Raw genomic sequence first — 26,020 nt, 5'->3', positions numbered from 1 at the left:
AGGGCCAGGGTGGCGGCCAGCAGCAGGCCTTTCCAGAAGGGGGCGCGCGGGCCCTGGGGCGCGCGGAGGGTCTTGTCGGAGGTCACGGCCCCGACTGTGCGCCCGGCGCGGCGCCGGCGGTAGGCTCAGATTGCGTTCAAATCGACCAGATCAGCCGCATCAGATCGGCGGCCCACCGAGAGAGCCCCGCCCCGTGACCACCAAATACGAAGCGCTCGCCAAGGACATCGAAGCGCTCATCGCCAGCGGCACGCTGGCCATCGGCGACCGCCTGCCTTCGGTGCGCGACACCGTGGCCGCGCGCGGCCTGAGCCCGGCCACCGTGTTCGAGGCCTACTACCTGCTGGAGGCGCGCGGCCTGGTCGAGGCCCGCCCGCGTGCGGGCTACTTCGTGAAGGCCGTGCCCGCGCCGCGCGAGGAACCACGCAGCGCCACGCCGCACCAGGGCTCGCGGCCGGTGGCCATCCACGACGTGGCGCAGGCCGTGCTGGGCCCCATGCGCAACCGCCAGGTGGCGCCGCTGGGCTCGGCCTTTCCATCGCCCGAGCTGTTCCCGCTCGATCGCCTGGCGCGCGGCATGGGCGCGGCCATGCGCCGGCTCGACCCGCGCCAGCTGCTGGAAGACCTCACGCCCGGCAACGCCGAGCTGCGCCGCCAGATCGCGCTGCGCGGCGTGGCGCAGGGCGTGAACATCGGCGTGGACGAGGTGGTGGTCACCAGCGGCGCGATGGAGGCGCTCACGCTCGCCCTGCAGGCGGTGACGCAGCCGGGCGACGTGGTGGCCATCGAATCGCCCGCCTTCTACGGCTGCCTGCTGACGCTGGAGCGGCTGCAGCTGAAAGCGGTGGAGGTGGCCACGCACCCGCGCACGGGCGTGCAGCTGGACTCGCTGGCCGAGGTGCTGCGGCGCCACCCGGTGAAGGCCTGCTGGTTCATGCCCAACTTTCAGAACCCGCTGGGCGCGCTCATGCCCGAGGACGCCAAGCGCGCGATGGTCGCGCTGCTGGCCCGCCACGGCGTGCCGCTGATCGAGGACGACGTCTACGCCGAGCTGTACTTCGGCGCGCAGCGCCCGCTGCCGGCCAAGGCCTGGGACCGCGAGGGCGGCGTGATGCACTGCAGTTCGTTCTCCAAATCGCTGGCGCCGGGCTACCGCGTGGGCTGGGTGTCGGCGGGGCGTTTCGCGCCGCAGGTGAACCGGCTGAAGTTCATGAGCACGCTGGGGGTGTCGGTGCCGTCGCAGCTGGCGGTGCTGCACTTTCTGCAGCACGGGGCGTTCGACAAGCACCTGCGCCAGCTGCGCGCCGCGCTGGCCGCGCGGCAGCAGCGCGCGCTGCTCGCCATCGAAAAGCACTTTCCCGATGGCACGCGCGTGACGCGGCCCGAGGGCGGCTACTTCTTGTGGGTGGAACTGCCGGACGCGGTGGACGCGATGGCGCTGCAGCAGGCGGCGCTGGCGCGGCACATCAGCGTGGCGCCGGGTTCCCTGTTCTCGGCGGACAAGCGCTTTCGCCACCACCTGCGCCTGAACGTAGGGCATCCCCGGCTGGATCAGCTCGACGCGGCGCTCAAGACCCTGGGGCGCCTGGTGGGCTGACGCCGTCCCGGTCCCGCGCCGCCGGGGCCTGGGGCTCAGCGCGCTGCGGGCAGCACCGCCCGCAGCGGCTCGGGAATGGCCCGCGGCGGCAGCCGGTGCAGCTGGGCCACCGCCGCCAGGAAGCCCTCGCGGTCCGCGCGCACCGGCCCCAGGTAGCGCAGCACGCCAGCCGGCCGGCAGATCGCCACGCTGGGAAACGCGGTGATGCCCAGCTCATCCGCGTCCAGGCCCTCGTCCTCGATGTCCACCCAGTGCAGCGCCTCGGCGGGCAGGTCTGCGGCCACCTCGCGGAAGGCACGGCACTGGGTGCACCACTCGGCGCAGAGCACCACGATCGACACCTCGGGCGGCAGGGCAAGGGCGCTGGGGTTCATGGCGGTGGTGGAGTCGCCGATGGACCGGACGTTCCCTTGGTTCACCTCGGTTTGGCCTGATTTGGGTCAAAGTTCGGACTTTTCGGGCCGAATTCGGCCCACTAGCATGCCGGGCAATGCCAGGCCGCAGCGCCGGCAGAGGAGACAAGACGTGAGCTGGAAAGGCCTCAAGAACGGCGAAAAGACGCTGCTCGACCACGTGTTCTGGTCGAGCGGCATCTCGCGCGACGCGCTCGCGGCGGCGTCCTCTTATTCCAAGAGCCGCGCCAACGCCGCCGTGGCCGAGCTGCTCGAACAGGGCCTGCTGGAGCCCACCGGCGAACTCGCCAGCACCGGCGGGCGCCGCGCCGAAACCCTGCGACTGAGCCGGGGCCTGGGCGTGCTCATCGGCGTGGCCGTGGGCGCCACCGGCCTGGAGGTCGGCGTGCTCAGCCCCGACCTCACCGTGCTCGCCCACCACAGCGAACCCGCCGACGTGCGCGACGGCCCCGCGCCCGTGCTCTCGCGCATCCGCGCGCTCATGCGCGATCTGCTCGCGCGCTGCGGCGTGCCGCCGCGCCAGGTGATCGCCATCGGCATCGGCCTGCCCGGCCCGGTGGACTTCGACAGCGGCCAGCTCGTGAACCCGCCGCTGATGCCGCAGTGGGACGCCTACTCCATCCGCGACGACCTGGCGGCCGACTTCAGCGCGCCCGTGTTCGTGGACAACGACGTCAACGTGATGGCGCTGGGCGAGCTCTGGCGCATGCAGCGCGGCCTGCAGAACTTCCTGGTGGTGAAGGTGGGCACGGGCATCGGCTGCGGCGTGGTCTGCCACGGGCAGGTCTACCGCGGCGCCAACGGTTCGGCCGGCGACGTGGGCCACATCTGCGTGGTGCCGGACGGGCCGCGCTGCCACTGCGGCAACCTTGGCTGCGTGGAGACCCTGGCCGCCGGCCCCGCCATCGCGCGCATGGCCACCGAGGCGGCCGAGGCCGGTCAGAGCCCGCGGCTGGCGCGCCTCATCGCCGAGCGTGGCCCGCTGCGCCTGCAGGACGTGGCCGAGGCCAGCCGCGCGGGCGACATGGCGGCCAACCAGGTGGTGCAGCGCGCCGGCGCGCTGGTGGGGCAGATGCTGGCCTCGGTGGTGAACTTCTTCAATCCCTCGCACGTCTTCATCGGCGGTGGCATCACGCGCGTGGGACCGCTGTTCCTGGCCGCCGTGCGCCAGAGCGTGTACCACCGCTCGCTCGCGCTCTCCACGCGGCACCTGGAGATCCAGTACACCCCGCTGGGCGAGCGCGCCGGGCTCATCGGCGCGGGCGTGCTGGCCATGCAAGAAAGCCTGCGGCAGATGGAGGCGGCGTAAGTGAAACACCCCCCGCGCCGCTTCGCGGCTCCCCCCTCTCTCGCCTGCGGCGGGAGGGGGGCGCGCCCTGAGGCCTGGCGGAGCCAGTTCCTCGGGTACCCTGGGGGCTTCGCTGGCGCTCGCCGGCTGGGGGCACTGACATGACGGGCGTGCGCGTGGCGCTGCGCGGCATCGTCAAGCGCTTCGGGCCGGTGCAGGTGCTGCACGGCGTGGACCTGGCCTTCGAGCCCGGCCGCATCGTCGGCCTGCTGGGCGAGAACGGCGCCGGCAAGTCCACGCTGATGAAAATCCTCGCCGGCTACGAGCCGCCCAGCGAGGGCGAGCTGCGCGTCAACGGCCGCCTCGTGCGCTTCGACGGGCCGCGCGCCGCCGAGGCCGAAGGCATCGTGCTGATCCACCAGGAATTCAACCTGGCCGAAGACCTCACGGTGGCGCAGAACATCTTCCTGGGCCACGAGAAGCGGCGCGGCTGGTGGCTGGACGACGCCGCCATGCGCGCCGTGGCGCGCCGCGTGCTGGACGACGTCGGCCTGCGCCAGCTGGACCCCGACGCGCGCGTGCGCGAGCTCATCGTGGCCGAGCGCCAGCTGGTGGAGATCGCCAAGGCCCTGTCGCGCCGCGCGCGCGTGCTCATCATGGACGAGCCCACGGCCACGCTCACGCCCGGCGAGACCGGCCGCCTGTTCGAACTCGTCGCGCGCCTCAAGGACGAGGGCGTCGCGGTGGTCTTCATCTCGCACAAGCTCGACGAGGTGGAGCGCCTCACGGACGAGGTGGTGGTGATGCGCGACGGCCGCGTCGTGGCGCGCGAGCCCACGGCCGAGCTCACGCGCGCGCAGATGGCGAAGCTGATGGTGGGCCGCGAGCTGGCCGACCTCTACCCGCCGCGCGCCGAGGTGCCGGCCGGCGCGCCGGTGCTGCTCTCGGTGCAGGGGCTCAGCGTGCCCGGCTGGGCGCAGGACGTGAGCTTCGAGGTGCGCGCGGGCGAGATCCTCGGCTTCGCCGGCCTGGTGGGCGCGGGGCGCACCGAGCTGTTCGAAGGCCTGCTGGGCCTGCGCGAGCGCACGGTGCGCGCGATCGACATCGCGGGCGTCCCCTGCCGGCCGCGCTCGCCGCGCGAAGCGGCCAACGCCGGCCTCACCTACCTGAGCGAGGACCGCAAGGGCCGCGGCCTGCACGTGCGCTTCGGTCTGCGCGAGAACCTCACGCTCATGGCCCTGGACCGTCACGCGCGGCCCTGGCTCCAGCCCGCCAGCGAGGCCGCCGCGCTGGAGCAGGCGGTGCGCGAGTTCGGCATCCGCTGCGGCTCGCTGGACGTGAACGCGGGTTCGCTCTCGGGCGGCAACCAGCAGAAGCTGGCGCTGGCCAAGGTGCTGCACCCCGGGCCGCGCGTGGTGGTGCTGGACGAGCCCACGCGCGGCGTGGACATCGGCGCCAAGCGCGAGATCTACGCCCTCATCCGCCGCCTGGCCGACGAAGGCCGCGCGGTGGTGGTGGTTTCGTCCGAACTGATGGAACTCATCGGCCTGTGCCACCGCGTGGCGGTGATGCGCGCGGGCCGCCTGCAGGCCACGCTGTCGGCCGCGCAGCTGAACGAACAGGAGCTGATCGCCCATGCCACCGGAACGCACTGACGCCCCGGCCGCCCCGGCCCCGACCCGCCGCGGCTGGCGCCTGCCCACGCTCGGCCCGCTGCTGGGCCTGGCGCTGCTGTGCGTGGCCGGCACCTTGCTCAACGGCGAGTTCGCCACCGTGGACAACGCCATGAACGTGCTCACGCGCACGGCCTTCATCGGCATCATCGCGGTGGGCATGTGCTTTGTCATCATCTCCGGCGGCATCGATCTGTCGGTGGGCTCCATGGCCGCGCTGATCGCGGGCGTGACCATCCTGCTCATGAACAAGCTGGTGCCGCTGGGCTGGCCGCCGGTGGCGCTGGTGCTGGTGGGCATGGCCACGGCCGTGCTGCTGGGCGCGCTGTTCGGCCTGGCGCACGGCCTGCTCATCACGCGCGGGCGCATCGAGCCCTTCATCGTCACCCTGGGCACGCTGGGCATCTTCCGCGCCTACCTCACCTACTTCGCCGACGGCGGCGCGCTCGCGCTGGACAACGACCTGGCCGACGCCTACGGCCCGGTCTACTACGGCAGCCTGCTGGGCGTGCCGATCCCCGTGTGGGTGTTCGCGCTGGTCGCCATCGGCGGCGCGCTGCTGCTCCAGCGCACGGCCTACGGCCGCTACGTGCAGGCCATCGGCTCCAACGAGCAGGTGGCGCGCTACGCGGCGGTGGACGTGGACCGCACCAAGGTGCTCACCTACACCCTGCTCGGCGTGTGCGTGGGCATCGCCACGCTGCTCTACGTGCCGCGCCTGGGCTCGGCCTCGCCCACCACCGGCCTGCTGTGGGAGCTGGAAGCCATCGCGGCGGTGATCGTGGGCGGCACCGCGCTGCGCGGCGGCGCCGGCAGCATCGGCGGCACGGTCATCGGCGCCATCCTGCTTTCGGTCATCAGCAACATCCTCAACCTCACCAGCATCATCAGCGTGTACCTCAACGCGGCGGTGCAGGGCTTCGTGATCATCGCCGTCGCATTCATGCAGCGGCGGCGTCCCTAGGGCTTGCAACAAGGCCCTGTTTTCCTCTGTCAGCATCACCACCCCTCAAGGAGACAAGCATGAAGTACCGTTCCCGTCTGCTCGCGCTGGCCGCCGTGGCCGCGCTGGGGCTGTCCAGCCCGCTGCTGGCGCAGGCCCAGAACAAGGTGAACCTGGGCGTGGCCATCCCGGCCGCCACCCACAGCTTCGCCGCCGGCCTGGTGTACTGGGCCAACGAAGCGAAGAAAGAACTGGAGAAGGACCCCAACATCAAGGTCACCATCAAGACCGCCAGCGGCGCGCCCGAGCAGGCCAACCAGCTGCAGGACCTGGTGACCGCGACCAAGATCGACTCGCTGGTGATCCTGCCCTTCGAATCGGCCGCGCTCACGCGCCCGGTGCAGCAGGTCAAGGCCAAGGGCGTGTACGTGACCGTGGTCGACCGCGGCCTGACCGATACCAGCGCGCAGGACGCCTATGTGTCCGGCGACAACACCGCCTTCGGCAAGGTGCCGGCCGAGTACCTGGCCAAGTTCCTCAACGGCAAGGGCAACATCGTCGCGCTGCGTGGCATCCCCACCACCATCGACAACGAGCGCATGGACGCCTTCACCGCGGTCATGAAGAACCACCCGGGCATCAAGATCCTGGACGCCAAGCACGGCAACTGGAACCGCGACGACGCCTTCAAGGTGATGCAGGACTTCCTCACGCGCTTCAAGGAGATCGACGCCGTGTGGGCGGCCGACGACGACATGGCCTTCGGCGTGCTGCGCGCCATCGAGCAGGCCAAGCGCAAGGACATCAAGATCGTGTTCGGCGGCGCGGGCGCCAAGTCCATGGTCAAGACGCTCATGGACGGCAGCAACCCGCTGATCCAGGCGAACGTGTCCTACTCGCCCAAGTTCCTCTACGAGGCGATCAAGATGACCGCGCTGGCGCGCAAGAAGGGCGAGAAGCTGCCGGCCTCGACCATCGTGCCGTCGGTGCTCATCACCAAGCAGAACGCCAAGGACTTCTACTTCCCCGACAGCCCGTTCTGAACAAGGAAACGCCCCCGCGGCGCTTCGCGCCACCCCTGAAGGGGGCGACACCTGAGGCCCGGCAAAGCCGGTTCCTCGGTGTCTCTGGACGATGCGCAGACACTGCCGCCGGAAGGATCTCTTTATGAAAACGATTCAAGGCCCCGGGATCTTCCTGGCCCAGTTCATCGGCGCGGCCGCGCCCTTCCATACGCTGGAGGGTCTGGCGGGCTGGGCCGCGTCGCTGGGCTACCAGGGCGTGCAGATCCCCACCAGCGACGCCGCCATCTTCGACCTGAAGCGCGCCGCCGAGAGCGATGCATACTGCGACGAGGTGAAGGGCCTGCTGGCCGCGCACGGCCTGCGGGTGACGGAGCTCTCCACCCACCTGCAGGGCCAGCTGCTGTGCGTGCACCCGGCCTACGACCTGCAGTTCGACGCCTTCGCGGCGCCGGAGGTGCGTGGCAACCCGGCCGCGCGCACGGCCTGGGCGCGCGAGCAGCTGCTGCTCGCCGCGAAGGCCTCGCAGCGGCTTGGCCTGAAGGCCCACGCCACCTTCTCGGGCGCGCTCGCCTGGCCCTACCTCTACCCCTGGCCGCAGCGCCCGCCTGGTCTGGTGGAGGCCGCCTTCGCCGAACTTGCGGCGCGCTGGCGGCCCGTGCTCGACGCCTTCGACGGTGCGGGCGTGGACGTCTGCTACGAGCTGCACCCCGGCGAGGACCTGCACGACGGCGTCACCTTCGAGCGCTTCCTGGACGCCGTGGGCCAGCACCCGCGCGCCAACATCCTCTACGACCCCAGCCACTTCGTGCTGCAGCAGCTCGACTACCTGGCCTTCATCGACCACTACCACCCGCGCATCCGCGCCTTCCACGTGAAGGACGCCGAGTTCCGGCCCAACGGCCGGCAGGGCGTGTACGGCGGCTTCTCGAATTGGATCGACCGCGCCGGGCGCTTCCGCTCGCTGGGCGACGGGCAGGTGGACTTCAAGGCCATCTTCTCCAAGATGGCCCAGTACGGCTACGCGGGCTGGGCCGTGCTGGAGTGGGAGTGCTGCCTCAAGCACCCCGAGGACGGCGCGCGCGAGGGCGCGGCCTTCATCCGCGAGCACATCATCCGCGTGGCCGACCGCGCCTTCGACGATTTCGCCGCCAGCGCTGGCGACGCGAAGACGCTCTCGGCCTTGCTGGGCCTGGCGCGATGAGCCAGGACCGATCGATGCGCCGCATCCGCCTGGGCATGGTCGGCGGCGGCGAGGGCAGCTTCATCGGCGCCGCCCACCGCATCGCCGCGCGGCTGGACGACCAGTTCGAACTGGTGGCCGGCGCGCTCTCGTCCACGCCAGCGCGCGCGCACGCCAGCGCCGCCGCGCTGCACATCGCGCCGGAGCGCAGCTACGCCGACTACGCCGAGATGGCGCGCGCCGAGGCGCGGCGGCCCGACGGCATCGACGCCGTGGCCATCGTCACGCCCAACCACCTGCACGTGCCGGTGGCGCGCGCCTTCGTGGAGCAGGGCATCCACGTGATCTGCGACAAGCCGCTGGCCACCTCGCTGGCCGAAGCCCAGGCCCTGGCGCAGCGGGTGCGCGAGCGCGGCGTGCTGTTCCTGCTGACGCACACCTACAGCGGCTACCCCATGGTGCGCCAGGCGCGCGAGCTGGTGGCCGAAGGCGCCATCGGCGAGGTCCGCATCGTGCAGGTGGAGTACGCGCAGGACTGGCTGGGCGAGCCGCTCGAGCGCCAGGGCAACAAGCAGGCCGCCTGGCGCAACGACCCGAAGCAGGCCGGCCCGGCCGGCGCGCTGGGCGACATCGGCACGCACGCCTACCACCTCGCGGGCTACGTGAGCGGCCTGCGCCTGGGCGAGCTGGCGGCCGAGCTGAGCACCTTCGTGCCGGGCCGCCCCTTGGACGACCACGTGCAGGTGATGCTGCGCTACGAGGGCGGCGCGCGCGGCATGCTGTGGGCCAGCCAGGTGGCCAGCGGCAGCCGCAACGGCCTGCGCCTGCGCGTGTACGGCAGCACCGGCTCGCTGCAGTTCGACCAGGAAAAGCCCGAGGAACTGTGGCTCACCCGCCCCGACCAGCCGTCCCAGTGCCTGTACCGCGGCGTGCCCGCGCGCGCCGGCGTGGCGGCCCTGCCGCACCGCATCCCCGCCGGCCACCCCGAGGGCTACCTGGAGGCCTTCGCCCAGCTCTACCGCGACTTCGCGCGCGCCTGGCGCGGCGAGGTCGGGGTGGCGCTGCCGGGGCTGGCGGAGGGTCTGGAGGGCATGGCCTTCATCGAGGCCGTGTTGCGCAGCCACCGCGAGGGCATGCGCTGGGTGCGCTTGTTCACGCCCTGAGCGGGAAAACCCGGGGCCGCGGTCGACAGGCGGTCTTGGTTTGTTACCAAGCGTGTAGGATCGCCTTTTCATTTACTGCATTTGCAGTAATTTTTGGGTGAGCAGGACCGAGGGGAGCGGCGGGATGCGCTTGGCCGCACTGGATGACGACGTGTCGCAGCTGGACCTGATCCAGCGGTCGGTGAAGGCGATTGGCTACGAGTGTCAGGTGTTCGAGCGCGGGCAGGCCCTTATGCGTGAGCTGCGCCGCGACAGCTTCGACCTGCTGATCGTCGACTGGCAGCTGCCCGACATCGCGGGCCCGGACGTGGTGCGCTGGGTGCGCGCCCACCACGAACACCCGGTGCCCATCCTCTTTCTCACCAACCGCAGCGAGGAGCGCGACATCGTCGAAGGCCTGGGCTGTGGCGCCGACGACTACATGACCAAACCCATCCGTGTGCACGAGCTGATGGCGCGCGTGAAAGCGCTCATCCGGCGCAGCTACCCGCCGCAAGACAGCGCGCTGCTGCGCTTCGGCGGCTACTGCATCGACCTGGCGGCGCGCACCATCGCCTTCGAGGGCCGGCCGATCGAACTCAAGCAGAAGGAGTTCGAGCTCGCCCGCTGCCTGTTCGCCAACCTGGGGCGCCTGCTGTCGCGGGCCTACCTGGCCGAGACGGTCTGGGGCCGCGCGGTCGAGGTGCCCTCGCGCAGCCTGGACACGCACGTGTCCTCCCTGCGCGCCAAGCTCGAGCTGCGCCCGGCGCGCGGCTACCGCCTGAGCGCGGTCTATGGCCAGGGCTACCGGCTGGAGGCCGTGGGCGACGGCGCGCACGCGCTGCCGCTCGCGGGGGAGGCGGCGTGAGCCCCCGCCGCCTCGCCGCCCTCAGCGCCCTCGCCCTGCTCACCGCCGGCGCTGGCGCGCCGGCCCAGGCCGAGGGCCCGCTGACGCCCTACGAGGTGCGCGCCGGCGACACGCTGTACCGGCTCGCCCAGCGCTACCTGGAATCGCCCGAGGACTGGCGCGCGCTGGCGCGGCTGAACCGCGTGAGCGACCCCAAGCGCCTGCCGATCGGCGCCACGCTCTTGGTGCCCGCCGACCGCGTGCGCGGCGTGGCGCGCCACGCCACGGTGCTGTACCTCAAGGGCCTGGTGGTGGCGGACGCGCCCGCGCGCGAGCTCCAGGTGGGCGACGAGTTGCCCGAAGGCACGGCCCTGCGCGTGCACGAGGGCGCCTTCGTCGGCCTCGGCCTGGCCGACGGCTCCACGCTGCACCTGCCGGCGCGCAGCCAGCTCACGCTGGAGCGCCTGCGCCAGTCCGATGGCATCGGTGGCGCCCGCAACACCCTGCGGCTGGACCGGGGCCGCGTCGATTCGCGGGTGCGCCCGCAGCCCACGGGCTCGCGCTTCGACGTGCGCACGCCGCTGGCCGTCACGGGCGTGCGCGGCACCAGCTTCGGCGTGGCCCTGTCCGAGGACGGCGCGCGCGCCTTCTCCGACGTCATCGCCGGTCGCGTGGCCGTGGCGGCCGGCGAGCTGCCGCAGGCGCCGGTCGAGCTGGGCGCGGGGCAGGGCGCGGTCACCGAGTCGGCCACGCAGGTGCCGCGCGTGCTGCCGCTGCTGCCGGCGCCGGGCCTGGGCGCGGCCGAGCTGCGCGTGGAGCGCCTGCCGCACGCGCTGGCCCTGGCGCCGCTGCCCGGCGCCCAGGCCTACCGCCTGCAGGTGGAAGAAGCGGCGGCGGGCGCCGACGGCCAGGCCACGGCACGGGTGCTGTTCGACGCGGTCGCGCGCGGCGCCCCACCGCCCTTGAGCGGGCTGCCCGACGGCGAGTACCGCCTGCGCCTGCGCGCCATCGACGCCGAGGGCCTGATGGGCGGCGAGGCCACCGCGCGCCTGCGCGTGAAGGCCACGCCCATCGCGCCGCTGGCGCGCTCGCCCGAAGCGAACGCGCTGGTGGGTGTGGGCCGCGTGGCGCTGCGCTGCACCGAGGTGCCCGGCGCCATCGCCTACGATCTGCAGGTGTCCCGAGACCCCGCCTTCCAACAACCCTTCGCCGAAGCGCGCCAGAGCGGCCGCTGCGCGTTCGAGGTGCCGATCGCCGAGCCCGGCGCGCTGCACTGGCGCGTGGCCAGCGTCGCGCGCCGCGCCGACGGCGCGCTCGACCGTGGCCCCTTCAGCGACCCGAGCCCGCTGACCCTGGTGCCGCCGCCGTCCGCGCCCGCCGTGCCCGAGGCCGGCGAGGACGGCCAAAGCCTGCACTGGGCCGGCGCGGCGGGCCACCGCTACCGCGTGCAGCTGGCCAGCGACGAGGGCTTCACGCACATCCTGCAGGACCTGGAGGTCGACCAGCCCTCGGTGCGCCTGGACCTGCAGGCCTGTCGCCCGTATTTCGTGCGCCTGCGCAGCCGCTCGCCCCAGGGCCTGGACTCGCCGTTCTCGGCGCCGCGCCGCGTGGGCGCGCGCGCCGGCCTGTGCAGCCACGATGGCGTGCCGGTGCGTTCGCCCCACGGCGTGGACTGGGACACCCAGCCGCGCTGACGCGAAGCCGAGCGCGGTCCGCATGCGCCCCTCCACCCCCATCCCCTCGCTGCCGGCGCCCGTCGCGGTGTTCGGCCGCTGGGGCCTGTTCTGGGGCGCGATGCTGCTCGCCGCCGCGCTGGCGGGTTTTGCCAACGGGCTGGGCCGCGTCGACCTCGCGCTCACCGACCAGATCGCCGCGCTCGACACGCGGCCGGTCTCGCCCGAGGTGCTGGTGGTCGCCATCGACGAGCGCAGCCTCGCCGCACTGGGCCGCTGGCCCTGGCGGCGCGCCGTGCACGCGGCCCTGCTGGACCAGCTGTCCACCCAGGGGGCGCGGGCCATCGGCCTGAACCTGCTGCTGGGCGACGCCGACGCCGCGCACCCGGGCGACGACGAACGCCTGGCGGGCGCCATGCGCCGGGCCGGCCGGGTGGTGCTGCCGATGTACGCGCAGTGGCCCGACGGACTGCGCGTCGAACCCGCGCTGCCCCTGCCGGTGCTGCGCGAGGCGGCGCACGGCCTGGGCCACATCCACGTCGAGCTCGACGACGACGGCGTGGCGCGCAGCGTCTTCCTGCGAGAAGGCGCGGGGGACCAGCGCTGGGACCATTGGGTGCTCGCCCTGCTGGCCGCCGGCGGCGAGGCCGTGGACCCGGCGCGCCTGCCCGGCGCGCGCCGCGGTGCCGCGCCGGCAGCGGACGAGGGCGTCTGGCGGCGCGACCACCACGCCCTCATTCCCTACGCGGGGCCGCCGCAGCAGGTGGCGCGCGTGTCCTACATCGACCTGCTCGAAGGCCGCGTGCCGCCCGAGCAACTGCAGGGCCGCTACCTGCTGATCGGCGCCACCGCGGCCAGCCTGGGCAACGGCTACGCCACGCCGATGGCCAGCCGCGACAGCCTCATGCCCGGCGTCGAGGTCTCGGCCCAGCTGCTGGACGCGCTGCGCCAGGGCGTGCACCGGCGCGCCGCCACGCCCTGGGAGAACGCCGCGTTCAGCGCGCTGCCGGTGCTGCTGGCGGCGCTGGCGCTCACGCGCTGGCCGCCGCGGCGCGCGCTGTGGTCGCTGCTGGGCCTGGTGCTGCTGGTGGCGGTGTCGGCCTGGCTGCTGCGCCGCGCGGCGGGCGTGCAGGTGGCGCCGCTCGCGGCGCTGCTGGGCCTGGCGCTGGCCTACCCGGCCTGGGCCTGGTTCCGCCTCGATGCGGTGGTGCGCTACCTCGGTGGGGAGTTCCGCCAGGCCCAGCGCGGCGGCGTGCTCGCCGCGCCGCTGCCGGCCACTGGGGGCGGCGATCCGCTGGACCACCAGATGCGCGCCATGGCCAGCGGCGTGCAGCAGCTGCGCGCGCTGCAGCGGCTGGTGCACGACAGCCTGGACAGCCTGGGCGACGCGGTGCTGGTGCTCGACGACCAGGGCCGCGTGCGCCTGGCCAACGCCGCCGCCGCGCGCTACTTCGGCGACGCCGAGCAGGGCCTGCGCGATCAGCCCCTGCTCGGGCTGCTGGCCGCGCGCCTCACGCTGGCCGACCGCTCGCCGCTGCCCGAGCTGCGCGCCGCGCTGCAGGGCCGCGGCGGCCAATGGCACGTGATGGACGCGCAGCGGCGCGACCTGGTGCTCAAGTGCCACCCGCGCCTGTCGGTGGACGGCCGCCTGGACGGCAGCATCGTCAGCCTGGTCGACATCTCCAGCGTGCAGCAGGCGCAGCGCCAGCGCGAGGAGGCCCTGCGCTTCCTCTCGCACGACATGCGCGCGCCGCAGTCGGCCATCCTCACCCTGCTCGAACTCGAGCGCCTGGAGCCCGGCGCCGACCCTCGGGTGCTGGAACGCATCGAGGCCCACGCGCGCCGCGCGCTGGCGCTGGCCGAGGACTTCGTGCAGCTGGCGCGCGCGCAGTCCGACGCCTTCGAGACCGAAGCGGTGGACCTGAGCGACGTGCTCATCGACGCCGCCGACCGCCACTGGGACCAGGCGCGCGCGCTGTCGGTGGAGATCCTCACCGAAACGCCGCCTGCGCCGAGCTGGTGCCGCGCCGACCGCGAGCTGCTCACGCGCGCCGTGGGCAACCTGATCGACAACGCGCTCAAGTACGGCCCGCGCGGCGGGCAGGTGCGCTGCCGCCTGGCGCGCGAAGGCGAGCGCCACGTGATCACCGTGATCGACCAGGGGCCGGGCGTGGCGCCCGAGGACCGGGCGGACCTGTTCGACCCCTTCAAGCGCCTGGGTCGCGAGGCCCGCACGCGCGGCGCCGGCCTGGGCCTGGCCTTCGTGCAGGCCGTGGTGGCGCGCCACCACGGCAGCGCGCGGGTGGGCGGCGTGTCGGGCGAGGGCGCCGAATTCCGCCTCGAGCTGCCGGCGCTCGAGGTCGGGGAATAGGCGCCTCGGCAGGGCCGGCAAGGGGCGCCAGGCCCCGTTCCGTGACGGGTTGAACGCCCCCGCGCGGGGCCACTGTCAAACATTGTCAATTCGCTGGCGCGCGATGAAACGGCTTCTTACATTCGCGCCGCACTGAGCCGAGCGCCCGCCACGACGGCGGCGCGTTCGCCCGACGTTTCCCCCATCACCTGAGGGTGTTCACACCGCGGTAGCGACCGCGGTGAGGGGGCGTTCGTGCGTCCGCCGCGCGCGGGCGCGGGCGGCGTGGTTTCGGTGCACGAACCGAAGCAGACACATGAAGCCCTACCGAACGTCGATGCCGCAGCGCGCGCTGCGCCGCGCCCTGCTCACCGCGGCCCTTGGCCTGATGGCGCTAGGCAGCGCGCACGCCCAGCTCATCATCTCCAGCATCCCCGACGCCCCGGACCCGGTGCCCGCGGGCGGCACCGTCACCTACACGGTGCGCGTGGCCGAGACCAACGGCACGCCGCTGGCGGGCGGCGCCTTCGGCTTCAGCGTGCCGGCCAATGGCCAGTACGCGGGCACCGGCGCGCTGCCCCCGGGCGTGAGCTGCAGCGGCATGGCCGAGGGCCAGACCGGTCCGGGCCTGCTGAACTGCAGCGGCATCGACCTCGGACCCAACGCGGTGGCGCAGGTCCCGCTGCGCGTGCGCTCCACCCTGCAGGGCACGCTGTCGGTGACGGCCACGCCCACGCCGGGCGGCGCGGCGCAGACCGAGCTGACCACCGTCAACGCCGGCGCCGACCTGGACCTGTCGCTCAGCGCGCCGGCCAACGCCCCCGCCGGCAGCACGCAGAGCGTGGTGCTCTCCGTGACCAACCACGGGCCCGACGCCTCACCCAGCTCGCTGCTGAGCTACAGCATCCCGCCGGGCTTCGCGCTCACGGGCACGCCCGCGGGCTGCTCGCTGGCCGGCAGCACGCTCAACTGCAACCTCGGCGCCATCGCCGTCAATGGCTCGCGCAGCGTCACCGTCAACGGCATCGTGGGCGTCGGTGGCGGCTCCACGCTCACGCACACGGCCGACGTCGCCGCCACGGGCGGCGTGGGCGACGGCGTGTCCGACAACAACACGCGCAGCACCAACACCCTGGTGGCGCCGGGCAGCTCCGTGTCGGTGGGCAAGACCAAGTCGGCCAGCGACCCGGTGGCCACCGGCACCGCCTTCAGCTTCACGCTCACCCCGCGCTACAGCGGCGACTACCCCACGGGCGTGCAGGTGCTCGACAACGTGCCCGCGGCCTTCTGCTTCGCGGGCGGCGCCACCAGCTTCACCAGCGGCGCCTGGAGCTGCACGGCGTCCAGCGCCTGCCCCACGGCCGCGCCGGTGGTGTCGTGCACGCGCAGCGGCGGCGGGGCGGCCGGGGCCAACGTGGCCCTGGGCGACATCGTGATTCCGGTGCAGGCCATCGCCACCGGCGCGGGAGTGGTCAACACCGCCACCATCTCGGCCCCGGGCGCCACCTCGGCCAACGGCTCGGTGGCCACCACCGTGATCGACCCGGTGTCGGACCTGCGCGCCAACAAGGCCAAGAGTTGGCTGCAGGCCGCCGTGCCGCTGAACACGCCGTTCGACTACACGCTGTCCACCACCAACCTCGGGCCCACGCCGTTCCCGGCCAGCGGCACGCTCACCATCACCGACACCCTGCCCGCAGGCCTGCGGCTCAACGGCATCGCCGCGCCAGCGGGCTTCAGCTGCAGCTCCAGCGCGGGCGCCAGCTTTCCGCAGGCCGGCCCGGTCACGGTCACCTGCACCAGCAGCAACCTGGCGCTGGCGGTCGACGCCACCACGCCGGGCATCACGCTCACCGTGCAGGCCACCAGCACGGGCGGCGTGCTCACCAACACCGCCTGCGTGGCCGGCACCGGCGGGCCGGTGGACGACAACGCGCCGAACAACTGCGCCTCGGTGGGCGTCACGCCGCAGACGGGCGTCGAGCTGGCCGACGTCTCCGCGCTCAAGCGCGTGATCGGCACCGGCGACGCGCCCGGCAACCGCCAGCTCGCGGGCCAGCCCGTGCTGTGGGAGATCGAGGTCGTCAACGCCGGCCCGGCCACCGCCACCAACGTGGCCGTCACCGACGTGTTCGACAGCGCCTTCAACGCCTCACCGGCCGACTACAGCCTGAGCACCCTGCCGGGCAGCGCCAGCTTCGGCAGCTGCAACGTGGTGGCAACGTCCAGCCACCTCGCGCTCGACAACTGCGTTATCGCCAGCCTGCCGGCCTGCACCCCAGGCCTGGACTGCCCGCGCATCCGCGTCAGCGCGCGCCACTTCGGCGATGGCACCGCGGCCGACCACAACTTCCAGGTCATCAACTCGGCCTTTGTGCTCGCGCAGCAGCAGGGCGACCCGGACCTCGACAACAACAACTCCGCCAACGCCACCGCCTACTACACGGCGCGCGCCGACGTGGCGGTGAGCAAGTCGGACAACCCCGACCCGGTGCCCGCGGGCCAGGTGCTCACCTACACCATCACGGCGAGCAACCCCGCGGCCACCAGCGCCAGCCGCGCCTATGGCGTCTCGATCACCGACACGCTGCCGATCGGCGTGGTCTTCCTCTCGGCCACGCCCAGCGGCGGCGGCAGTTGCGCCACCGCGCCGGCCACGGGCGCCGCCACCACGGCGGGCAATCGCACGCTGGTCTGCAGTTGGGCCTCCATCGCGCGCGGCGCGCAGGAGACCGTGAGCCTGCGCGTGCGGCCCCTGGCCGCGCACAGCGTGGTCGGCGGCGGCAGCGGCAGCATCAGCAACACGGTGAGCGTGGCCACCACCACGCCCGAGATCGCCGGCGGCGCGGCCAACAACAGCGCCACCCAGCCGACGGCCGTGACCGCGCCGGTGTTCGACCTGCTGGTCAACAAGACCGACGACGCCGACCCGGTGAACGTGGGCGACGACGTGACCTACACCGTCACCGCCACCAACAACGGGGCGTCCACGGCCGAGAACGTGGTGCTCACCGACACCCTCCCCGCGGGCGCGGGCGCGCCCACCTTCGTCGAGGTGGTGGCGCCGCTGCCATCGGGCGTGAGCTGCAACACCGCTGGTGTCACCGCGGGCGCCGCCGGCGGCAGCATCGTCTGCAGCATCGCGCAGATCGGTGGCACCGGCGCCGGCTCCACCGGCGAGTCGTCCAGCGTGGCGGTTCGCATCCGCCTGCGCGGCGCCGACAAGGGCCAGTACACCAACCAGGCCAGCGTGGCCCTGGCCGACGCGACCCTGAACGCGCTCGACCCGCAGCCCGGCAACAACAGCAAGGGCGAGCCGACCACCTTCCGCTTCAAGGCCGACGTGCAGGTGGTGTCCAAGCGCGCGGTGCGCCCGGGCACCACCACCGCCGTCACCGAGGTGGCGGCCTCGCAGACCTTCGACTGGCTGGTCGAGGTGCGCAACAACGGCCCTCAGGCCGCCGAGACCACCAGCTTCACCGACACCCTGCCGGCGGGCCTGGTGCTCGCCAGCGCGCCCAGCTTCACGATCACCGCCGGCAGCTTCACGCCCGCCGCCGTGAGCTGCACGGGCGTGGCCGGCGACACCGCCGTGAGCTGCGCCATCACCAGCATGCCGGCCAACGGCACGGCCACGGTGCGCATCCCCGTGCGCTTCAGTGGCGCGCCGGCCAACGGCACGGTGCTCACCAACACCGCGCGCATCGTCACCACCGGCTCGGGCGACAGCAACGGCGGCGCCGACCCGAACGGGGGCAACAACTTCAACAGCGGCAGCGTGACGGTGCAGACCTCGGGCGTCAGCGGTCGCGTCTACCACGACCGCAACGCCAACGGCATCAGCGAGGGCGGCGAGCCCGGCGTGGCGGCCACGGTCACGCTCACCGGCACCGACCAGTGGGGCGCGCCGGTGAGCCTTTCCACCACCGCCGACCCGGTCACGGGGGCCTACCACTTCGACGTGCCACCGGGCACCTACACGCTCGCGCTCACGCGCCCGGGCGGCTGGCTGCCAGGCCTCACCCGGGCCGGCGGCGTCAGCGGCGCGGGCTCCAGCCCGGGCACGGTGCCCACCAGCGGCGCCGGCGTCACCGCGGGCCCCAACGGCTCGGACGCGCCGCTGATCCAGACCATCGTGCTCGACGGCGCTGGCGCCGCGTCCACCAACAACTGGTTCGCGCTGCTGCGCGCGGCCAGCCTGGCCGGCAGCGTCTACCTCGACCAGGGCCTGGCCAACGGCCAGCGCGACCCGGGCGAAAGCGGCGTCGCGGGTGTGGCGGTGGCCATCACCGGCACCGACTTCTACGGCAACGCCGTCACGCGCGCGCTGACCACCGACGCCGACGGCCGCTACGCCGTCACCGACCTGCTGCCCGGCAGCTACCAGATCGACGAGACCCAACCCGCGGACCTGGCCGATGGCGCCGAGCACCTGGGCAGCGTGGGCGGCGCGCCGCGCGGCAGCGCCAACCCCGGTGGCGTGAACGACCGCTTCGGTGGCGTCGCGCTCGGCTCGGAAGAGGCCGGCACGGATTACGACTTCGGCGAACTCGGCGGCCAGCTCGGCGGCCACGTCTACATCGACCGCGACAACGACGGCCAGCGCGACCCGGGCGAGCCCGGCATCGCGGGCGTGACCATCACCCTCAGCGGCACGGCGGCCAACGGCGCGGCGGTGAACCGCACGGCGGTGACCGACGCCACCGGCCGCTTCCAGTTCGACGGCCTGCTGCCCTCCGACGCCAGCGGCTACACGCTCACCGAGACCCAGCCCGCCGCCTACGGCGACGGCCTCGACACGGCCGGCCAGGTGAACGGCGCGCCCATGGGCCAGGCCGGCAACGACCTCATCACCGGCATCGTGCACCTGGGCGGCGCGGGCGATGGCTACCTGTTCGGCGAGCGCGCCGCCTCCATCGCCGGCAGCGTGTTCAACGACGTGGCCGGCAACGGCGTGCGCGAGCCCGGTGACCTGCCGCTGGCGGGCGTGACCATCACCCTCACGGGCACCGACGCCGACGGCCACCCGGTCACGCGCACCGTGACCACCGGCGCCGACGGCAGCTACCGCTTCGACGACCTGCCGCTGTCCAACGGCGCGGGCTACACCCTCACCCAGACCCAGCCGCCGGGCTACGCCCAGGGCGGCGAGTCGGTGGGCTCGCTGGGCGGCAGCGCGCCCGGCCCCAACACCCTGGTGGTGCCGCTGACCACGCCCGGCGCGCAGGGCACGGGCTACGACTTCTGGGAGCGCGCGCTGGCGCCCTCCACGCTGAGCGGCACCGTCTGGCAAGACAGCGACAACGACCGCCAACGCGCGCCCGGCGAGCCCGTGAAGGCCGGCTGGACGGTGGAGCTGCTGGTCTGCGCCGACGGCAGCGCCAGCTGCGCGCCGGCCGACATGATCGTGCTCGACAGCCGCGTCACCGCGGCCGACGGCAGCTACCGCTTCGAGCAATTGGTGCCGGGTGACTACCACCTGCGCTTCCGCACGCCCTCGGGGCAGGTGATCGGCGGCGCCTGGCCGACCGACCCGGTGCTCAACGCCGCCGGCGGCGCGCAACCGACCACGCCGGGCATGCGCCCGCTGCCCATGATCCCGGTGCCCATCGGCGCCGGCATGGCCGTGGTCAACCAGGACCTGCCCCTGGACCCCAGCGGCATCGTCTACGACAGCGTGACCTCGCAGCCCGTGCCCGGCGCGGTGGTGGAGTTCCGTGGCCCGCCCGGCTTCGATCCCGCGCTGCACCTGCTGGGCGGCAGCGGCAGCGTGACCACGGCGGCCGACGGCCTCTACCAGTTCTTCCTCATGCCCGGCGCGCCGGCGGGGGAGTACACGCTGGTCGTCACGCCGCCCGGTGGCTACATCCATTCGGCCACGCACCTGCCCTCGGCCGGGCCGCTGAACGCGCAGACCTGTACCGCGCCCGCCGGCGTGGTGGACCCGGTGCCGGGCGACCCCTGCGTGGTCTCCACGCCGGCGCCGCTGCCCGGCGTGCCCTCGCCGTACTTCCTGAGCGTGCTGTTCCCCGGGGGCGGCGCGCAGAACGTGGTCAACAACCACCTGCCGCTGGACCCGGTGGGCGGCTCGCTCATCGAGCTGCGCAAGACCACGCCCAAGCTCACCGTGAAGAAGGGCGAGCTGGTGCCCTACGTGATCACCGCGCGCAACACCCGCGCGGTCGCCCTGGCCGACGTGGTCCTGGTCGACACCCTGCCGCCGGGCTTCAAGTTCGTCGCCGGTTCGCTCACCGTGCAGCGGCTGCCGGGCGGCGCCATCGAACCCGTGGTGCCGCTGGTCGAAGGCCGCCGACTCACGCTGCCGCCGCGCGCCTTCGCCCCGAGCGAAACCCTGCGCGTGTCCATGGTGCTCGGCGTGGGCACCGGGGTGGGCGAGGGCGTCTACGTGAACCAGGTGCTGGCCCAGCAGTCGGCCACGCAGGCCGCGCTGTCCAACACCGCCACCGCCTCGGTGCGCGTGGTGCCCGACGCGCTGTTCGACTGCACCGACGTGATCGGCAAGGTCTACGACGACCGCAACGCCAACGGCTACCAGGACGAGGGCGAGCCCGGCCTGCCCAACGTGCGCCTGGCCACGGTCAACGGCCTGCTGGTCACCACCGATCCGCAGGGGCGCTACCACATCGCCTGCGCGGCGGTGCCCAAGGAGGGCACGGGCAGCAACATCGTGCTCAAGCTGGACGAGCGCACGCTGCCCTCGGGCTACCGCGTGACCACCGAGAACCCGGCGGCCGAGCGCGCCACGCGCGGCAAGTTCGTGAAGATCAACTTCGGCACCACCGTGCACCGCGTGGTGCGACTGGCGCTGCGCGCCGAAGCCTTCGAGCCCGGCGCCACCGCGCTCCAGCCGGCCTTCGCGGCCGAGCTGCCGAAGGCCATCGCGGCCTTGGCCGAACGCCCCTCGGTGTTGCGCCTGGCCTACCGCGCCGCGCCGGGCGAAGCGCCCGAACTGGCCGAGGCCCGCACCCGCGCCGTGAAGGCCGATCTGCTGGAGCGCTGGCGCCGCCACGGGGCCGCGCAGCAGAGCCCCCTGTTCAACCTGGACATCGAGGTCGAGCACGTGTCGCCCTCCGTCGCCCCCTGACGGAGGACCGCATGCACCCCACGCACGCCCCCCGGACCTTTGCCGAGCCGACCATGAACGCCCGCCTCCGCCTGAACCGACGCTTCCGCCACGCGGCCGTCTCCGCCGCCGTGGCCGCTGCCTGCCTGGGCATGGGCGCCGCCGCGGCGCAGGACGCCCGCCCCAGCGGCCACCACAGCGGCGGCGACTGCCGCACCGAGGCCCGCGGCCGCTTCGATGACCGCTGCGCCAGCGACGCGCGCGCCGTCGAGATCGATGGCCGCGACCACCCGCCCGCCGCCGCCGAACGCGAGCTGCCCCGGCTCAGCGTGGTGCTGGGCGATCCGCGCGCGCTGCGCGAGACCACCGAACAGCGCCAGGAAACCGTGCCCGGCGCCGCCGCGCCCCGCGACGAGGCGCACACCGCGCGCTTCGACTCGGGCGAGGACCTGCTGCTGGACAGCGACCGCCAGCGCCTCGACCAGATCGTGGCCCAGGTGAAGGGCCGCCCCGCGCTGCACTTTCAGATCGTGGGCCACACCGACGCGCAGCCCATCAGCCGCCGCCTGCAGCCGCGCTTCGCCGACAACCACGCCCTGGGCCTGGCGCGCGCGCGCCAGGTGGGCCGCTACCTGGCCGGGCGCCTGGGCCTGCCCGAGAGCGCCTTCGCCTACGCGTCCAAAGGGCCCGACGAGCCCCTGGCCACGCCGCGCGAGGACCGCGCGCACTGGGCCGCGAACCGCCGCGTGGAGGTGCGCGCCTGGTGGACCGACCAGGCGCCGCCCACCACCGTGGTCCACACCACCGTGCGCCGCAGCGACCCGAGCGAGTGCCACATGCTCTCGCCCTACGAGAGCGACGAATCGCCGCTGCGCCTCACGGTGGACGGCGCGCCCCTGATCGGCGCCGACGCGTCCAGCGCGGACCGCCAGCGCTGCATCGACGTGCAGCTGGAGCGCCACCAGCTGCGCCTGCAGGTCGACAGCCTCTCGCAGCCGCGCCGCCTGAACGCCGCCGCCTGGCCCACCACCGTGGCGCCCGGCGACACCGTGCGCTTCGCGGGCCACAGCAACTACCTGCTGTTCCTGCACAAGGCCGAGCTGCGCCTGTTCACCCTGAACGCCGGCGGGCAGCGCCAGCCGCTGGCCGCCATTGCCCTTGACGCGAACCTGCGCGGCGAATGGACCGTGCCCGCGGGCCTGCTCGACGGCCTGGGCGCGGCGCGCGACGGCAAGGTCTTCTACCGCCTGCGCGTGTTCGACGCGCAGGGCCGCTTCGACGAGACCGAGGACTTCTCGCTCACGCTGGCCATGCGCCGCCCCGACGCGGCGCAGCCGCACGAACCCGAGCGCGAGCTGCTGCGCGGCTATGGCGACAGCCGCCTCGCGGTGAGCCACATCCCCATCCGCGCCGGCACCGTCACCGCCAGCGGCCAGGCCATCCGCGCCGACCAGCGCGTGCGCGCGCTGGGCTACGCGGTGCCGGTGGACCCGAACGGCCGCTTCGTTTTCCAGCAGCTGGTGCCGCGCCGCGTGCAGACCGGCGAGATCGCCGTGCTGGAGGCCGACGGTTCGGCGCGCGTCTACCGGCGCGACGTCGAGCTCCCCAAGCAGGACGGCTTCTTCATCGGCCAGGCCGACCTCACCCTGGGCCGCCAGCGCGTCAGCGGACCGGCCGCGCTGCTGACCATGGACCCGAACCGCCAGGACGGCGGCTCCTGGAGCGAGGGCCGCCTGGCCTTCTACACCAAGCGCCAGCTCGACGAGCGCTGGACCTTCACCGCCAGCCTGGACACCGAGGAGCGCCCACTCAACGAGCTGTTTCGCAACCTCGACCGCAAGGACCCGAGCACCCTGTTCCGCCGGCTCGACCCGGTGGACTCCTGGGCCACCTTCGGCGACGACTCCACCACCGTGGAGGACGCGCCCACGCAGGGCCGGGTCTACGCGCGCATCGACGACGGCCGCTCGCACGCCATGTGGGGCAACTACAAGCTCAACCTGGACGAGACCGCGCTGGCCCAGATCAGCCGCGGCCTGTATGGCCTGCACGGCCGCTACCTGAGCGAGGACAGCACCGCGCACGGCGAGGCGCGCCTGCGCGTGGACGCCTACGCCGCCGAACCGGGCACCCTGTCGGCGCGCGAGGAGTTCCGCGGCACCGGCGGCTCGCTGTACTACCTGCGCCATCAGGACATCACGCGCGGCGCCGAACGCGTGTTCGTGGAGATCCGCGACCGCGACTCCGGTCTGGTGCGCGCGCGCCGCCTGCTGGTGCCGGGCTCGGACTACGAGGTCGATCACCTGCAGGGCCGCGTGCTGCTCAACGGCCCGCTGCCCAGCTTCTCGGACGACGGCGCCATCGTGCGCGCGGGTGGCCTCACCGGCCAGCCCACCTACCTGGTGGTGGACTACGAGTACGCGCCCCTGCTGGGCTCGCTCGACACCCTGGCCACCGGTGGCCGCCTCTCCTGGTGGGCCAGCGACGCGCTGCGCCTGGGCGTGACCGCCTCGAAGCAGGAACAGACCGGGGGCGACCAGACCCTGGCCGGCGTGGACCTGCTGCTGCGCCACGGCGAGAACACCTACCTGAAGGCCGAGGTGGCGCGCTCCGACGGGCCGGGCACGGGCGAGCTGCGCTCGCTCGACGGCGGCTACCACTTCGCCGGCGAACCGGTGGACCCCACGGCCGACGCGAACGCCTGGCGCCTCGAAGGCCAGGCCGACCTGAAGGACCTGGGCCTGGCGGACGGCGGGCGCATCGCCGCCTACGCGCAGCGGCGCGGCGCGGGCTTCTCCGCGCCGGGCCAGCTCGTCAGCAACGAGACGAAGCAGGTCGGCGTGGACGCCGCGCTGCCCCTGGGCGAGCGCACCGAGCTGCGCCTGAAGGCCGACCGCCGCGACGAGCGCAACGGCTTCGACAGCGACAGCGCCGAGGCGCAGCTGAGCCACCAGCTCACGCCGCACTGGCGCCTGGGCGCGAGCCTGCGCCGCGACGACAAGCGCAGCGACAGCGTCGTCACCAACGGCGGCCTGCCCTGGGGCGCGGCGGTGGAAGGCGCGCGCACCGACCTGGGCGTGCAGGTGGACTACGACAGCCTGGCCAGCTGGGCCCTCTATGGCTTCGCGCAGCGCACGCTGTCGCGCAGCGGCACGCGCCTGGACAACGACCGCCTGGGCGTGGGCGCGCGCTACCGCGTCAACGACAAGCTCGCGCTCAACGGTGAGCTCTCGGGTGGCGACGGCGGCGCGGCCGGCCAGCTGGGCGTCGACTACCAGTACGACGACCGCTCCAGCCTGTACCTGACGTACGTGCTGGACACCGGCCGCACCGACGAGAACACGCAGGGCCGTGGCGGCACGCTGGTGTCGGGCGCCAAGTCGCGCATCAACGAAGGCCTGAGCGTCTTCACCGAGCACCGCCACAGCGTGGGCGCGCAGCCGGGCCTGACACACGCCTATGGCGTGCAATACGCGCCCGACAGCCGCTGGACCCTGGGCGTGTCGCTGGAAAACGGCCGCGTGGGTGTCGAGACCCTGGGCGAGCTGCGCCGCGAGGCCATCGCCTTCAACGCCGGCTACAGCAGCGACACCGTGCGCTACAGCGGCGGCGCCGAGTACCGCTCCGACCGCGGCAGCGTGGAGTCGCGCCGCAGCTGGCTGCTCAAGAACGCCTTCAGCCTGAAGGACGGCGAGGACGCGCGCTGGGTCGGCAAGCTCAACTGGGCCGACAGCGACAGCAGCGCGGGCGCGCTGGCCGCCGCGAAGTACACCGAGGCCAGCCTGGGCTATGCGCTGCGCCCGGTGAACAACGACCGCGTGAACCTGCTGCTCAAGTACACCTATCTGCACGACCTGTCCTCGCCGGGCCAGGTGTCGGCGACGGGTGTCTCGTCCACCCAGGTCTTCACCACCGGCAATCACTACCAGCAGCGCAGCCACGTGTGGGCCGCCGACCTGAGCGTCGACCTCACGCCGCGCTGGACCCTCGGCGGCAAATACGCCTGGCGCCAGGGCGAGCTGCGCGCCAGCCGCGACAACAGCGCGCCCTGGTTCAAGAGCAGCGCCGACCTGGCGGTGCTGCGCCTGGACTGGAAGGTGGTGCGCCGCTGGGACTGGCTGCTGGAGCTGCGTTCGCTGCGCGCCAAGGAACTGGGCGACCGCCGCACCGGCTGGCTCACGGCGGGCTACTACCACATCAACGAGAACGTGAAGCTCGGCCTGGGCTACAACTTCACCGACTTCTCGGACGACCTCACCGACATGCGCTACCGCAGCCGGGGCTGGTTCATCAACCTGCTGGGGAAGTTCTGAACACGCCTGCGCTGGTCACCGTCTTCCTGGATTTCGATGGCGTGCTGCATCCCGTGGGGGCCCCGCGGGACTGGCTGCTCGACAAGGCCGGCATGCTGGCCGCCTCGCTCAAGGACCTGGAGGGCGTGGAGATCGTGGTGTCCAGCGGCTGGGCGGCCTACCACCCGCTGTCCGAGATCCAGGCCCTGTTCCAGCCCTGGCCCGCGCTGCAGGCCCGGGTGGTGGGTCGCACCGAGCCCTGGGTGCGGCCGCCGGGCCACGGCGCGGCCATGCCCGAGCGCGAGCGCCAGTGCCGCGACTGGCTGCGCGCCAACGGGCGCTCGGCGCGCCATTGGCTGGCCATCGACAACCAGCGCCACCACTTCGCGGCGCGCGACCGGCTGGTGCTGGTGGACGGCCGCCAGGGCCTGCGGGTGGGCAACCTCTACCGGCTGGTGGAGATGGTCCACCGGCTGCGGCGCGAGGCCTGAGCAGAAGGCCTGAGCGCGTCGC

The 26,020-nt window shown here is 73.4% G+C and carries 14 protein-coding genes; 13 read left to right on the top strand and 1 reads right to left on the bottom strand.

Annotation, left to right across the window (positions count from 1 at the left end; translation table 11 throughout):
• Positions 1-193 precede the first annotated feature (193 nt).
• Complete coding sequence (locus JNX00_RS18815; protein WP_204743226.1) at positions 194-1,597, top strand: PLP-dependent aminotransferase family protein; 1,404 nt, start codon at positions 194-196, stop codon at positions 1,595-1,597.
• A 35-nt stretch (positions 1,598-1,632) separates the two neighbouring features.
• On the opposite strand, the gene JNX00_RS18810 is transcribed toward JNX00_RS18815, so the two are convergent.
• A complete protein-coding gene (locus tag JNX00_RS18810) occupies positions 1,633-2,016 on the bottom strand; it encodes a hypothetical protein (RefSeq protein WP_204743224.1) in 384 nt (127 codons plus the stop codon).
• A 106-nt stretch (positions 2,017-2,122) separates the two neighbouring features.
• Between JNX00_RS18810 and JNX00_RS18805 the strand changes: the two genes are divergently transcribed.
• From JNX00_RS18805 to JNX00_RS22530, 12 genes are all read left to right on the top strand, one after another.
• On the top strand, positions 2,123-3,319 hold the full coding sequence (locus JNX00_RS18805; RefSeq protein ID WP_204743222.1) for an ROK family transcriptional regulator: 1,197 nt from the start codon (positions 2,123-2,125) through the stop codon (positions 3,317-3,319).
• A 140-nt stretch (positions 3,320-3,459) separates the two neighbouring features.
• Positions 3,460-4,953 (top strand): sugar ABC transporter ATP-binding protein, encoded by a 1,494-nt coding sequence (locus JNX00_RS18800; protein WP_204743220.1) that lies wholly within the window; start codon positions 3,460-3,462, stop codon positions 4,951-4,953.
• Positions 4,934-5,935 carry an ABC transporter permease gene (locus JNX00_RS18795; RefSeq protein ID WP_139147114.1) on the top strand — a complete coding sequence of 334 codons (1,002 nt, stop codon included), beginning with the start codon at positions 4,934-4,936 and terminating at the stop codon, positions 5,933-5,935. Before JNX00_RS18800 ends, JNX00_RS18795 begins: the two co-directional genes overlap by 20 nt.
• A 59-nt stretch (positions 5,936-5,994) precedes the next feature.
• Positions 5,995-6,957, top strand: a complete 963-nt coding sequence (locus JNX00_RS18790; RefSeq protein ID WP_070400726.1) for a substrate-binding domain-containing protein — start codon at positions 5,995-5,997, stop codon at positions 6,955-6,957.
• 124 nt (positions 6,958-7,081) lie between these two features.
• Positions 7,082-8,140 (top strand): sugar phosphate isomerase/epimerase family protein, encoded by a 1,059-nt coding sequence (locus tag JNX00_RS18785; RefSeq protein ID WP_070400725.1) that lies wholly within the window; start codon positions 7,082-7,084, stop codon positions 8,138-8,140.
• A complete protein-coding gene (locus JNX00_RS18780) occupies positions 8,137-9,282 on the top strand; it encodes a Gfo/Idh/MocA family oxidoreductase (RefSeq protein WP_070400724.1) in 1,146 nt (381 codons plus the stop codon). The genes JNX00_RS18785 and JNX00_RS18780 overlap by 4 nt, the downstream gene beginning before the upstream one ends.
• Positions 9,283-9,406: 124 nt before the next feature.
• Entirely contained in the window at positions 9,407-10,129 is a 723-nt protein-coding gene (locus JNX00_RS18775; protein ID WP_204743218.1) for a response regulator transcription factor, read from the top strand.
• Positions 10,126-11,802 carry a FecR domain-containing protein gene (locus JNX00_RS18770; protein WP_204743216.1) on the top strand — a complete coding sequence of 559 codons (1,677 nt, stop codon included), beginning with the start codon at positions 10,126-10,128 and terminating at the stop codon, positions 11,800-11,802. The genes JNX00_RS18775 and JNX00_RS18770 overlap by 4 nt, the downstream gene beginning before the upstream one ends.
• Positions 11,803-11,824: 22 nt before the next feature.
• Positions 11,825-14,152, top strand: a complete 2,328-nt coding sequence (locus JNX00_RS18765; protein WP_204743214.1) for a CHASE2 domain-containing protein — start codon at positions 11,825-11,827, stop codon at positions 14,150-14,152.
• A 295-nt stretch (positions 14,153-14,447) separates the two neighbouring features.
• Positions 14,448-21,236 (top strand): SdrD B-like domain-containing protein, encoded by a 6,789-nt coding sequence (locus JNX00_RS18760; RefSeq protein ID WP_204743212.1) that lies wholly within the window; start codon positions 14,448-14,450, stop codon positions 21,234-21,236.
• 53 nt (positions 21,237-21,289) lie between these two features.
• Positions 21,290-25,528, top strand: coding sequence for an OmpA family protein (locus JNX00_RS18755; protein WP_204743209.1), 4,239 nt, complete (start codon positions 21,290-21,292; stop codon positions 25,526-25,528).
• Positions 25,498-25,998, top strand: a complete 501-nt coding sequence (locus JNX00_RS22530; protein WP_275564529.1) for an HAD domain-containing protein — start codon at positions 25,498-25,500, stop codon at positions 25,996-25,998. The genes JNX00_RS18755 and JNX00_RS22530 overlap by 31 nt, the downstream gene beginning before the upstream one ends.
• The last annotated feature ends 22 nt before the right edge of the window (positions 25,999-26,020 follow it).

The sequence above is a fragment of the Hydrogenophaga sp. YM1 genome (genome assembly GCF_016903055.1).
Lineage (GTDB): Bacteria > Pseudomonadota > Gammaproteobacteria > Burkholderiales > Burkholderiaceae_C > Hydrogenophaga > Hydrogenophaga borbori.
This window is presented reverse-complemented; position numbering and strand designations above follow the sequence as displayed.